This window comes from Aerococcus sp. 150760013-2 (assembly GCF_053627715.1).
This window is the reverse complement of the sequence record NZ_JBSEYI010000006.1, coordinates 78069-89525: the sequence shown is the minus strand read 5'-3', so window position 1 is coordinate 89525 and position 11457 is coordinate 78069. Positions and strand designations below refer to the sequence as shown.

The 11457-nt window shown below is 38.1% G+C and carries 18 protein-coding genes; all 18 read left to right on the top strand.

Annotation, left to right across the window (positions count from 1 at the left end):
- The first annotated feature begins 13 nt into the window (after nt 1-13).
- Nucleotides 14-919, top strand: a complete 906-nt coding sequence (locus tag ACUW85_RS04500) for an AAA family ATPase (protein WP_182023307.1) — start codon at nt 14-16, stop codon at nt 917-919.
- Between the two features lie 21 nt (nt 920-940).
- Nucleotides 941-1504 carry a hypothetical protein gene (locus ACUW85_RS04495; RefSeq protein WP_182023308.1) on the top strand — a complete coding sequence of 188 codons (564 nt, stop codon included), beginning with the start codon at nt 941-943 and terminating at the stop codon, nt 1502-1504.
- A gap of 23 nt (nt 1505-1527) precedes the next feature.
- Nucleotides 1528-3690, top strand: coding sequence for a DNA primase family protein (locus ACUW85_RS04490; protein ID WP_453977972.1), 2163 nt, complete (start codon nt 1528-1530; stop codon nt 3688-3690).
- A 296-nt stretch (nt 3691-3986) separates the two neighbouring features.
- Nucleotides 3987-4187, top strand: a complete 201-nt coding sequence (locus ACUW85_RS04485; RefSeq protein ID WP_182023310.1) for an integrase — start codon at nt 3987-3989, stop codon at nt 4185-4187.
- The gene (locus ACUW85_RS04480; RefSeq protein ID WP_182023311.1) at nt 4171-4380 is read left to right on the top strand and encodes a hypothetical protein; all 210 of its coding nucleotides are present in this window, start codon (nt 4171-4173) and stop codon (nt 4378-4380) included. Before ACUW85_RS04485 ends, ACUW85_RS04480 begins: the two co-directional genes overlap by 17 nt.
- Nucleotides 4381-4382: 2 nt before the next feature.
- On the top strand, nt 4383-4619 hold the full coding sequence (locus ACUW85_RS04475; protein WP_182023312.1) for a hypothetical protein: 237 nt from the start codon (nt 4383-4385) through the stop codon (nt 4617-4619).
- Nucleotides 4620-4621: 2 nt separating this feature from the next.
- Complete coding sequence (locus ACUW85_RS04470; RefSeq protein WP_182023313.1) at nt 4622-5080, top strand: coiled-coil domain-containing protein; 459 nt, start codon at nt 4622-4624, stop codon at nt 5078-5080.
- Nucleotides 5081-5176: 96 nt separating this feature from the next.
- Nucleotides 5177-5806, top strand: coding sequence for a nicotinamide riboside transporter PnuC (pnuC, locus tag ACUW85_RS04465; protein ID WP_182023314.1), 630 nt, complete (start codon nt 5177-5179; stop codon nt 5804-5806).
- 1 nt (nt 5807) lies between these two features.
- Complete coding sequence (locus tag ACUW85_RS04460) at nt 5808-6071, top strand: hypothetical protein (protein ID WP_182023315.1); 264 nt, start codon at nt 5808-5810, stop codon at nt 6069-6071.
- Nucleotides 6068-6310: a hypothetical protein gene (locus ACUW85_RS04455; protein ID WP_182023316.1), complete on the top strand. Its 243-nt coding sequence runs from the start codon at nt 6068-6070 to the stop codon at nt 6308-6310. The genes ACUW85_RS04460 and ACUW85_RS04455 overlap by 4 nt, the downstream gene beginning before the upstream one ends.
- A complete protein-coding gene (locus ACUW85_RS04450) occupies nt 6307-6597 on the top strand; it encodes a hypothetical protein (RefSeq protein ID WP_182023317.1) in 291 nt (96 codons plus the stop codon). Before ACUW85_RS04455 ends, ACUW85_RS04450 begins: the two co-directional genes overlap by 4 nt.
- 3 nt (nt 6598-6600) lie before the next feature.
- Entirely contained in the window at nt 6601-6849 is a 249-nt protein-coding gene (locus ACUW85_RS04445) for a glutaredoxin family protein (protein WP_182023318.1), read from the top strand.
- A gap of 148 nt (nt 6850-6997) precedes the next feature.
- Nucleotides 6998-7411 (top strand): DUF722 domain-containing protein, encoded by a 414-nt coding sequence (locus ACUW85_RS04440; protein WP_182023319.1) that lies wholly within the window; start codon nt 6998-7000, stop codon nt 7409-7411.
- A gap of 426 nt (nt 7412-7837) precedes the next feature.
- Nucleotides 7838-8002: a hypothetical protein gene (locus tag ACUW85_RS04435; protein WP_182023320.1), complete on the top strand. Its 165-nt coding sequence runs from the start codon at nt 7838-7840 to the stop codon at nt 8000-8002.
- 58 nt (nt 8003-8060) lie between these two features.
- Nucleotides 8061-9002: a DNA-methyltransferase gene (locus ACUW85_RS04430; protein WP_182023321.1), complete on the top strand. Its 942-nt coding sequence runs from the start codon at nt 8061-8063 to the stop codon at nt 9000-9002.
- A gap of 92 nt (nt 9003-9094) precedes the next feature.
- On the top strand, nt 9095-9430 hold the full coding sequence (locus ACUW85_RS04425; protein WP_182023322.1) for an HNH endonuclease: 336 nt from the start codon (nt 9095-9097) through the stop codon (nt 9428-9430).
- 102 nt (nt 9431-9532) lie between these two features.
- Nucleotides 9533-10861, top strand: coding sequence for a phage portal protein (locus ACUW85_RS04420; protein WP_182023323.1), 1329 nt, complete (start codon nt 9533-9535; stop codon nt 10859-10861).
- Complete coding sequence (locus ACUW85_RS04415; protein WP_182023324.1) at nt 10755-11450, top strand: hypothetical protein; 696 nt, start codon at nt 10755-10757, stop codon at nt 11448-11450. The genes ACUW85_RS04420 and ACUW85_RS04415 overlap by 107 nt, the downstream gene beginning before the upstream one ends.
- Nucleotides 11451-11457: the final 7 nt, after the last annotated feature.

Below are 11457 nucleotides of genomic sequence, written 5' to 3'. Positions count from 1 at the left end.
GAGGCATAAACAAATGAGTATTTTACCACCAAACAAACCCACAAAAACAGTTGATACACCAAAGAACTTCTTCATTTACGGTGCAACCATGAACGGAAAGTCTTATCTAGCAAGTGAGTTCCCTAACCCACTATTCCTAGATACAGACGGTAACGCTTCTGCAAATCCTTATCCAAGCATCCAATTGCGAAATGTACGAGGTAAAAACGGAAAGATTTCAGAATCAGTAGTAGACCAATTTGACCAAATCATCACAGAATTGCAGACAACAAAACACGGTTTTGAAACAGTTGTGTTGGACGTTATCGATGACATTGTTGTCATGATTGAACAGTACATTTGTGACCGTGAAGGTGTTGAAACGATTGGAGATATTGGTTACGGAAAAGGTTACGCAGCATTTAGCAATATCTTCAACGCTTTAGTTATTGAGTTAAAAGCCTTACCGATTAACGTTATCTATGTTAGCCGAATTGCTACTCGAGAAGAAAACAATGTTTCTTATGAAATTCCATCACTAAAAGAGAAACACGTCAATATTGTTAACGGTAACTGTGACTACATGATTCAAGCGAAAAAAGTTGGTAAGAACTACCTGCGTATCGTTAAAGAGAAACGTAAAAACTATCAGCGTGACAATATTGATGACGAACGTATCCTAGAAATTTTAGACACTTTAACTGGTGCTTTCGAAAGATCTCAACGCACTAACAAGAAAAAACAAGATGAAATTGTCAAAAAACTTGAAGAAGAAACTGAAGAAAAACTAGTTGGGGTTAGTGAGGAAGAAACTTCCACTACGCCAGTGGAAGATACACCGCAACCTACAAAAGAAACACCAGCGCCCGTAGAGAAGAAGCAAGCACCTACTAACAATACAGATGGTGTTGTCCGCAACCGTCCACGTCCACAAGTTTAATTAAAAAGGAGATAGAAAATTATGTCATTAAAAGATTTAGCAAACCAAACTTTAGAAAACTTCAACCCGTCAACAGATAACGCTTCTCAACAAGAAGCACAAGGTCTTCCTGAAGGTGAATACGATGTCATGTTAAATAGCATTAAATTCCATAAGTACGATAGTGGGTACGAGTGCTTAGCACTTGATTGCCAAGTAGTCGCTGGAGATGAAATTGATCGTCACGAGTTTATCAATATTAACTTAGATCCTGATTTTGTAGCAAAAGATGAAAAAGGTAATCCATACAAACTTTATGAAAAATACCCTAACTTATTAACAACCAATATCAAATACATCTCTCAATTAGCGTTTGCAACTGGCGTAACACTTGAGGAAGACGATTGGGAAGATATGACAACTTTAGACCAAGCATTTAATGACCAAGGTGCAAAAGGTAGCCAATTTATCTTAGAGGTTACAAAATCAACAAATAAAGCTAAAACAAAAACTTACACAAACTATGTTTTCGCAAAATATGCAGATGATCCATTCGATGGTGGAGCAAACACCGTAGAAGTCGATGATGAAAATTTACCATTTTAAGTGATTAGAAAGCAGGGTAGTCAATGGCTCAAACATACGACTTATTAGTACATAATAGGCAATTTAAGCGTAAGCCTGAACCTGCCCAAATACCCAACATCAACAAGACAATTTCAGCTTACGAAGCTTCTGTGACTCCACAGGAGCTTGCTGGAATGGTTGGTGATAATGGGCAGACAATGGTTCTGGCAACTATGAACGGGGAACGTAAGAAAGATAATATGCGTTCGCAACAAATTGTAGCTTTGGATTTCGACAATAGCGAAACACGTTTAGACGAAACCGGTCAAATAATTAAAGATGAAAACGGTAAAGCTAAAAAATTCAAAACAACTGGTAGTAAATATTCTAGTGTCGCTGAAATTTATCAACACGAGCTCATTCAGCGAAATGCTAGTTTCATATACACAACATTTAATCATACAGAAGACTGGCACAGATTTAGAGTAGTTTTCTTTTTAGATAAACCAATGACTAACAATAAGCAAGTTGAAATGATGTATCAGTGGTTGATGGATAAGTTCCCAAACGCTGATAAGGCAAACAAAGACAGCTCCAGATTGTTCTTTGGTGGAACGGAATCACTTGAAGTGAATTACGACAATCAAATAGATACAAGTAAAGTTACTTTTACTAAACCCAAAGAAAAATCAAAGCCTACTGTGGCTAAAAAAGTTGCTCCAATTAAACATGAGGAAGCGGTAGAAGCCTTTGAACAATATATTGTTCGAGAGCGTGAGAATCTGCAAGAGTATGACAACGCTTTGTCTGCAATTTGGGTTATAGCGAAAGCTGCTTTGATGGGTGAGATATCTTACCCAGACGCTCATCTTTTTAGTGAGAAGTTAGCTTTAGGGAATGAAGCATGGGCGGAGGAAAATGTTAAGAAGTTAAAAGAAGCGCTAAAAACACCGATTCATGAATTTCACACTGATTACACCTTTGCTCAAAAGTTCATGGGGAGAGTGACAAGTGAAGCTCAATTAGATAAAGGCGATATCATTGCGACATCAAAATTTCTAGTGGAGCAATTAGAAGTCAAATTATTTAACAACAACTTATATTTTAAAGAAGGTAACCACTGGATCAACGATAACAACAAATTACTGCGTGCAATTGACAAGTATATTGAGCTAAAGCACTCGCAGGACACAGAATTGATAAACCAATTTATGAAGCGTGCAGAATTGATTGAAGAAGAATTTTTCCCTATCCAATTAAAGAATGATTATTACATTGATAACGGTGTAGCAATTGAAGGTAAGGTTGAAAGTTTTACGCCATATTATCTAGATGTTGAATATGACCAGTCGGCATTTAACACTGATGTGGACACCTTCTTGAACTTTCTGACTTGCGACAGAAAAGACTTGAGAACAGTTGTTGAAGATATGATGGGCCACATTCTAATGTCAAAAGGTTTTCCACACAAAGTTTTCTTCTTCATAGGTGAGAAGGGAGCGAACGGGAAGTCTACATTTTTGGAAATGCTGAATAGCTTTGTTGGAGATTTAGGTACAAACATCAGTCTTGAAAACTTTAACGATCCCACCTCGGTTGTAGAACTGGAAGGGAATTTAGTAAACATTGGTGATGATATCGATGCAAACTATCTAGAGAGCAGCTCAAATTTCAAAATACTGGCTTCTGGTAACACTTTAACAGTAAGACCTATCTACGCCACTCCTTATCGGATGAAGAATAAAGCAACGCTAATTTTTACGGCTAACGGCATGCCTTCGTTTAAAGATAAGTCGGGAGGGATTGCAAGACGGTTGATTATTATCCCTTGCGACAACGTGGTCACTAAAGCTGATTTTAATATTGATGAAAAATTAAGTACCGAAAAAGCGCAAAGTTACATACTAAACTTAGCACTTGCTGGCCTCCAAAGAATACAAGCGAATGGGGGACAGATTTCGAAATCTGAAACAATTGACGAAAACGTAAAAGGGTACATTTTAGAATCTGACTCCATATTAGCTTTTGAGGATGAGGTGGGAGTCGATTCGGATTTACCAGACAGTGCAATTTACGTCCAGTATAAAGACTATTGTGACGAAATCGGTGTTAAACCATTTAGTAAAACAAAACTTACTCAAAGGTTAAAGGAAATGGGTTATGACCGAGTAAGGCAAATGAGGTTAGGAAAAAGAAATTTTTATTATGTGAAAGAAGAGCTATAAAAAAATTGCCATACTTTTTGCCATAGTTATTGCCATACTTTTTGCCATACTTTTTAGAAATTCGGGGTTGATGTGGCAGGGTTTGCCATACTTACCATACTTTTTTTCTTTATTTTACTAGAAAAAGAAAATAAATATTATTTATAAAAAATATATAGATATATAAGAGAATTTGGCAAAAAAGTATGCCAACTATGGCAATCGTTATTATGGCAAGGCGAAAAGGTTAAAAAGTATGCCAAAAAGTATGCCAAAAAGTGAGCCACAAAGTATGCCACTTAATTTAAGGAGGAACTATGACTAAGGAATACATCGCCTATCGTGGCGACAGACCACTAGGTACAGGAACGATAGAAGAATTAGCTGACAGGCTGGGTTACACGTACAAAGAAATGAAATACAAAAGTTATCCACTAACGCATATAAGAGATAAAGGAGATAGAAACGCAATACTACTTTATGAAATCGAGGATGATGAAGATGACAATCAATTTTAACCCACAAGGCTATAAGCCGACAAAGAAAGAACGAATTGAACATAATATTGATAACTTTGAACAGAAAGTTGGTAAAGCATTAAATTACTTCAATGCTGGTGAAATTACAAAAGATCAATTCATCAATGAAATTAATGTTGCCCATGGTAATTACAAACATAATCAAAGAAGAATCTACAATTTGGAGGGTTGACCATGAAAATGACAACTGAACAACACACTATCTGGCAAAACCTAGTCAAACAATCTCAACCATACTACAACGACCTAATCTACGTCCTAGATTGTGTCGACATAACTGAAGGACATTGGGAGTATTACAACAAGCATGGTGTTAAATGGTTAGTGGACACGTTCCCAGAGGTTAGACACGACACAAGACGCTTTGTGCGAGTATGGCTTGGTGATGAACCAATTGAAGTGGAGGACTAACTATGAACTTACAAGAGGAACTAAAAGCGTTGAAAGAACGTATCGCTGAATTGGAAGAACAAGAGAAAGATGAGCAAGAGCTTCCACAATATGATTATGAATATTGGTATGTAGATTTTGATGGTAGTGTGTTTAGTACATTTTACGACAATAACCACTATATCGATAGATACCACCAAGAGATTGGCAACATTTTCAAAACCAAAAAACAAGCAGAGTTTGCTGTTGAGAAGCTAAAAGTCGAAGCCGAACTGCAAAAGTTCAGCAGACCATTTGAGTCAATGGAAGGTAACTTCTGTATGGTTTTCGATACGAGCGATGGGAGTATAGATTTTTGGAGTATGTCGTATAGCAAAGTGCAAGGAACTATCTACTTTGAAAGTACAGTAATGGCCAATGAAGCAATTAACGCAATCGGTGAGGATCGTATCAAGAAATATATTTTCGGAGTGGAGGACTAACTATGAAACATCCAGACATTGAAAAACTAGAAAAACAAGCGTTATTAGATCGTATTGCTGAATTAGAAAAACGTATTGAGAAATTGGAGAAGAAGAATGACAAATAAAAAGAAAATCATCATCGGTTTACAGATAGTCGCAACAGTTTACTTGCTAGGGAATATGATTTACAGCAACTTACAAGCCTTTGACCTAATGTCCACCGCAATGGGTCTGCTCGGTTTATTCGGTAATATCCTACTGGCACACAAGAAATCAAGTACATTCGCATTGAACATGTCTAATAACGTTTTAGGTGGTGTCCTAAGTTTCCAAAATCGTTTCTTTGCAGAAGTGGGGATGAATATCATTTACTTCGTAACGCAGGCGTTACAAGGCATCCCTTACTTCCGTAATCACAAAGACGAAACTGGGGAAGTGGAAACTAAGTCAGAGTTCGAGCCAATTAAAATCATTACATATATCGCATTCGGTACGGTGGCGATGGGTTTAATCAGTAAATACTTTGACGGAAACATGGTAGTACTAGACAGCGTACAAAACGGTATTGCAATCGGCGCACAACTTCGACAAATGAACGGTAATGCTGATGGTTGGTTACTATGGGTTTTATCTAACATCATCAACATTATCGTATGGGTATCGGTAGGAAATTGGATATTAGTTGCATCGTTCGCTGCATACGCAATTGTGGCAGTTAGTGGTTATCTGAATTGGAGTGAATAATATGGGGTTACTATTCGAAAAAAGTGAAAAGAAAGTAGCGAATACTTTAACGATTGTTGAGCTGATGAGAAAACATGATGACGAAGTCAATGAACTGGTGAAACGAAATCAAAATCTATTCAAAGACAGTCAAAAGTTAAAGAAGGCTAAATACCTAGTAAACAGTCGAATTAGTAATTTGCGTGCGAGTTTAAAAAATAAGCCTAATTCAGAGAAAGAAATCGAGTTGAAAATATATTTGGACATACAGGAGGCACTGAAATGACAGAAATCTTAGTGTTAGAAAAACCAGAAGAAAAGTTAAGGCGTGAACGTGAGCGACTGCTTGGCGAATTATCGGTATATGGAGAACGGTTGGCTTTCCTACAAGACACAGTAGATGAAATCAAAGAAATGATTGAATGCTATGACAAAGCGATTGAAAACCTAGGAACTGATGTGCATACAATTTCTGATTTACTGGCAACTTATCAAAATGGTGGAGAAAACGGAGAGCGAAGATGAAAGTTATTTATAAAGGCAGAGGGCAAGGAAAAACTTATGACATGATTAAGCTTGCTAGTGAAAATAAAGGGTATATCCTTTGTAGCACGTTTCAGCAAGCGCAATACATTTATGATTTATCAAAAGACATGGGGTTAAGTATTCATTTTCCTATTACATATTCTGAAATGCCCTTAACAAAAGGACAAAGAATTGACAGTATATTGATTGACAATGCAGAAGATTTTATCGAGACGGCGGTTGGTAAGAAGGTTTCTGCTATCTCAATCACAGATGAGGAAGGGTAAATTATGACTAAAAAAGTAATCGTGTACGATAAAGACAATTGTCCAAAATGCTTACATACCGAAATGCAATTGAAAGCACGAGGTATTTCATTTGAAACAAAGAATATCTTTGATGAAGAAAATGCGGATATTCTTGAATGGGCGCAAGTAACAGGTAATCGCACAATGCCATTGGTGTTTGTTGATGGGGAGTTCGCTTGGGGTGATAACCGACCAGACAAAGTGGAAGAATTAGCTAAGTTGGTGGAATAGATGGACCTAATAACACAACTATTATTGTACATAGGTGCATTCACACTACTGGTGATCGTTGGGACATTTATTTTCATAATGCTGAACACAATAGTTGATGTGATTGACGAGCAACAACAAGCGAGAGAACGGGATAAGGAGTGATTGAGTGGCAAGTAAAGATTTTAAAAGAGTTGAACAACTTTTAGAAGATTACCCTAAATTAGATAGCGAAATAAAAAAACGTCGATTAGCACTTCTATACCCTGTTAGAGAACATGATGAAAATGTTGGGGGTAGCAAATCACAGTCTAATACTAGTCTAGCTGAAACCTTTGTGGTAACGCTAGACCAAGATAAGCGATTGGCTAGGTTAGAAGAACAAAAGTTTATCATCGAAGAAGTGTTAAAAAAGCTGCACGAAGATGATTATAATGTAATTAAACTATATTACTTCGAAAAGCCAAGAACGTTAACTTGGGACGGTATCGCTATGGCTACTAGAAACTCAAGATCTAGATGTTTTGAAGTTAGAAAAAATGTCGTTGAAGAAATTGGTAGGAAGTTAGGAGAACTGGACTAATTGCGGACTTTTAAGGCAATAATCTGATGTATATTGGTATTGTGATATTTAGGCGATGGGATATCACAGCCACCTCCTTATGGTTAAGTCTTTAGCATACGGAAATATGTTTAAAGCAAACGCAGGTTCCTCCTGTGGATATATAACAGGTACTAAGTGGACGAGCCACCATGATAGTTGCAAGGCTATCTAGTATCATTAGCAAGGCACAGTCAGCTCAAATACATTATACATTTAATCATCACTGACTTCCCTTGCTTATTGAAAATTGCATATCGCATAGGCTATTAGGTACTCCCGGAGAATAAATCCTTAGTAGTATTGCGATATGTAGTTTTGAGTAATAAAGATAACATCAACAGCTACCCAGTCTTTTAGAGACACACTTACGAGTGACGGGTGGCTTTTTAATTAGGAGATGAAAATATGGAAAGTAAATTCAAATTTAAACTAAAGAACGGTTTACGTGGTGAAGCTATCAATAAAGGTAATGCTTATCGGGTTACATATTCTAATGGTGTTGCAGTAGACATTCTGAACGATATTGTAAAGAAAAACATCGATAAAAACATTTGGGTCGTATCTAAGTAACTAACCAAGTCACCTTAACGGGTGGCTTTTTATTATATGAAAAAAAGGCGGTGTGTAATTGGATATAAAGTTATTGCATGGGGATTGTTTAATTGAAGCTGATAACATTCCAAGCGGTAGCGTTGATTTGATATTAACGGATTTACCGTATGGGACAATAAAGAACGCAGACTTGGGGAAGCATGACACAAGCTGGGATGTAGTAATTGAGCCTAAAAAAATTTATGATATAGCGAACCGGATATTGAGGAAGAACGGAAAAATGGTTTTGTTTGGCAATGAGCCTTTTTCTTCAAAACTAATAAATGAGTCAATCCCTAACATTCCTTTTTCATACCGTATGATTTGGCTGAAAGACCAGCCAGCGTTTAGTATGTATATTGGATGCAAGAAAAGACCTATGAGTTATTACGAGGATATTCTCGTATTCAGTAAATTAGGGGGATTGGAGAATAGCGGAGTAAATGCTAACCACCCTTTAAAAGAGATGTTTAACGAAGCGCTTGATCGGTCAGGGAAAACCAAGCGTTTTTTTATCGATCTAGTGGGGTCGTCAGCCTCGCATTATTTCACCGACGGGGTGCAGTTTCGAATACCTACGGAAAGTAAATTCGACTTAATAAGGGATTGTATAGATATTGGGTATTCGTATGACGAATTGAAGGCAATAGACCTTAAATATAAGCAATACGAAACAGAGAAGCATTACGGTAATTACCCTTCAGTGTTCAATTTGTGGGAAGGTAACAAATACAAGTCAAACATCTTAAAATATAAAAAAGATTACGACGGATACCATCCAACGCAAAAACCAGTCGCACTGCTCGAGGACTTAATTAAAACATATAGTAATGAAGGAGATACGGTGGTCGATTTAACTATGGGTAGTGGGTCTACTGGCGTAGCATGTAAAAATACGGGTAGAAACTTCGTAGGTATCGAGTTAGACGATGAATACTTTGGTACAGCTAAAGAACGAATTGAAACGAAGTCATCCTAACGGGTGGCTTTTTATCATGCCCAGGGGTGCTAGTTTAATGCCTACCCCCACCATTATTTTGACACCTACCCACTAGAAAGGAGACCCACCCTATGCGTTTAGATAAGACCGGTACACATCGAGCAGCATACGAACGGAATCGAAAGCGGATATTAAAGACACAGAACATTTGTGGATTGTGTGGGTACCCAGTGGATGTCACATTGAAACCACCAAACCCGATGGCGCCAGCGATTGATCATATCATTCCAGTTTCTAAAGGTGGTCATCCAAGTGCGATTAATAACTTGCAACTGACACACTCAACGTGCAACAGACAGAAGTCAGATAAATTATTTAAGAATGAAGAAACAATGGTTAAAGAGAGCAAGGTAATTGGTAATAGAAACTTACCACAATCTCGTGATTGGCTTGTATTTGGCGTGTAAGAGCTTTAGGGGGCATGACACCCTACCACCCCCTTAGCTCCGACCTTCATGCCGTACTGCACATTTTTTCGCGCGACATACAATCACGAAAGGAGTGATGAATTGGAAAAAGAAAACTTAGATTATTTAAGAAAGAAACTAGCTGACCACAAGATGCGTGTAGATGCTAGATACCGCTATTATGACATGAAATACAAAGAGCCACACACAAGTTTCACAATGCCTCCTCAAATTCGAGATAGATTTCAATCAACAGTGGGGTGGACTTCAAAAGCGGTGGATGCACTGGCTGATAGATTATCGTTCAGAGATTTTGATAATGACAATTTCAACATTAACAAGATTTTCCAAATGAACAACCCAGATACACTGTTCGATTCAGCTATCTTATCCGCACTTATCGCATCATGCGCATTCGTGTATATCATTGATGACGAAGAATACCCAAAACTACAGGTAATTGAAGCTAGCAACGCAACTGGAATCATCGATCCGATTACTGGTTTGCTTAAAGAAGGGTATGCAGTCCTGGAACGTGATATCTACGGAACACCTAAAGTTGAAGCATACTTTGAAGCGTTTAAAACTACGATTATTACAGACGGTGAGCCAATTGAATACACACACAAGGCGCCAGCACCATTGTTAGTGCCAATTATTCACAGACCCGATGCAGTTAGACCATTTGGTCGTTCTCGTATCACAAGGGGTGCTATTTACTGGCAGTCTTATGCTAAACGTACCTTAGAGCGTTCTGATGTAACTGCGGAATTCTATTCGTTCCCACAAAAATATGCGGTTGGTACTTCGGAAGATGCAGAAGAATTGGACACTTGGAAAGCAACTGTTTCAACAATGCTTGAAATCACAAAAGACGAAGACGGAGAAAAGCCAACATTAGGCCAATTCAACACGCCATCTATGCAACCATTTATGGAACAACTAAGAATCGCTGCTAGTGGTTTCGCTGGTGAAACTGGTCTAACTATGGACGACTTAGGTTTCGTTACAGATAACCCTTCAAGCGCTGAAGCGATTAAAGCGAGCCATGAAACATTACGAATTACCGCACGAAAAGCGCAACGGAATTTCGGAAGTGGTTTCTTGAATGTCGGTTTCTTGTCGGCATGTTTGCGTGATGGCGTAACTTATAAGCGTAACCAATTCACAGAAACAAAAGCTAAGTGGGAGCCAATCTTCGAGCCAGACTTATCAGCATTATCAACCGCTGGTGACGGTATCATCAAGATTAACCAATCGGTTCCGGGCTACTTTAGCGTTAACAATCTAAAAGACCTGTTAGGTATTGAAGGAGATGAACAAGTTGGCAGTCGATATATCGGTGGAACTACTGGAGAAAATACAAGCAACATTCCGGAAGAAGTTTGGAACCAGCCAGAAAGCACAGAACTTACTACGGAAAACGAATGACGGTCTAGCTACTTACGTTGACGCCAACGAGTTTTCAATCGTTACTGGTGATTTGTTAGCTGAAGCCTTTGCGGAACATTTATCGTCCGACATTCTTCCTAATGGGCGACTTTATTACAATATCGGCCAAAAAGTAATCGCACCAATGTTGGAAAATAATTATGAAATTGTGGCAGATAATGCAGTTGAGGTACAAGAGACATTAAATGAATTTGCTGGTATTGGTATCAAAGGACAACGAGCGGATATTCAATATGAACGTATCGAAGGTATTATCCAAAGGTTGGCTAATGAACTAACTTATGACGATGTGGCTTGGATATTAAAAGAGCCTGTGGTCAATTTCACGCAAGCGGTAGTAGATGACACAATTAAGAAGAATGTTGAATTTCACAACGAAGCTGGTCTAAAGGCTAAAGTGGTGCGTATTGCTGAAGCAAACGCGTGTAAATGGTGTCGAAGCTTACAAGGTGAATACGATTATCCGAATGTGCCACAAGACGTTTGGCGCAGACACCAAAATGACAAGTGCGTAATTACTTATTATCCGAAGAAAGGTAAAGCCCAAAACGTGTACAAACCTAGCTAAAGGCGGT

What these genes read in the sequence shown, in the direction of transcription:
- ACUW85_RS04450 (WP_182023317.1), top strand. Translation starts at nt 6,307, where the DNA reads ATGAAAGTTATTTATAAAGGCAGAGGGCAAGGAAAAACTTATGACATG.
- ACUW85_RS04480 (WP_182023311.1), top strand. Translation starts at nt 4,171, where the DNA reads ATGACAATCAATTTTAACCCACAAGGCTATAAGCCGACAAAGAAAGAA.
- ACUW85_RS04460 (WP_182023315.1), top strand. Translation starts at nt 5,808, where the DNA reads ATGGGGTTACTATTCGAAAAAAGTGAAAAGAAAGTAGCGAATACTTTA.
- ACUW85_RS04435 (WP_182023320.1), top strand. Translation starts at nt 7,838, where the DNA reads ATGGAAAGTAAATTCAAATTTAAACTAAAGAACGGTTTACGTGGTGAA.
- ACUW85_RS04485 (WP_182023310.1), top strand. Translation starts at nt 3,987, where the DNA reads ATGACTAAGGAATACATCGCCTATCGTGGCGACAGACCACTAGGTACA.
- ACUW85_RS04445 (WP_182023318.1), top strand. Translation starts at nt 6,601, where the DNA reads ATGACTAAAAAAGTAATCGTGTACGATAAAGACAATTGTCCAAAATGC.
- ACUW85_RS04455 (WP_182023316.1), top strand. Translation starts at nt 6,068, where the DNA reads ATGACAGAAATCTTAGTGTTAGAAAAACCAGAAGAAAAGTTAAGGCGT.
- ACUW85_RS04490 (WP_453977972.1), top strand. Translation starts at nt 1,528, where the DNA reads ATGGCTCAAACATACGACTTATTAGTACATAATAGGCAATTTAAGCGT.
- ACUW85_RS04425 (WP_182023322.1), top strand. Translation starts at nt 9,095, where the DNA reads ATGCGTTTAGATAAGACCGGTACACATCGAGCAGCATACGAACGGAAT.
- ACUW85_RS04470 (WP_182023313.1), top strand. Translation starts at nt 4,622, where the DNA reads ATGAACTTACAAGAGGAACTAAAAGCGTTGAAAGAACGTATCGCTGAA.
- ACUW85_RS04475 (WP_182023312.1), top strand. Translation starts at nt 4,383, where the DNA reads ATGAAAATGACAACTGAACAACACACTATCTGGCAAAACCTAGTCAAA.
- pnuC (WP_182023314.1), top strand. Translation starts at nt 5,177, where the DNA reads ATGACAAATAAAAAGAAAATCATCATCGGTTTACAGATAGTCGCAACA.
- ACUW85_RS04500 (WP_182023307.1), top strand. Translation starts at nt 14, where the DNA reads ATGAGTATTTTACCACCAAACAAACCCACAAAAACAGTTGATACACCA.
- ACUW85_RS04495 (WP_182023308.1), top strand. Translation starts at nt 941, where the DNA reads ATGTCATTAAAAGATTTAGCAAACCAAACTTTAGAAAACTTCAACCCG.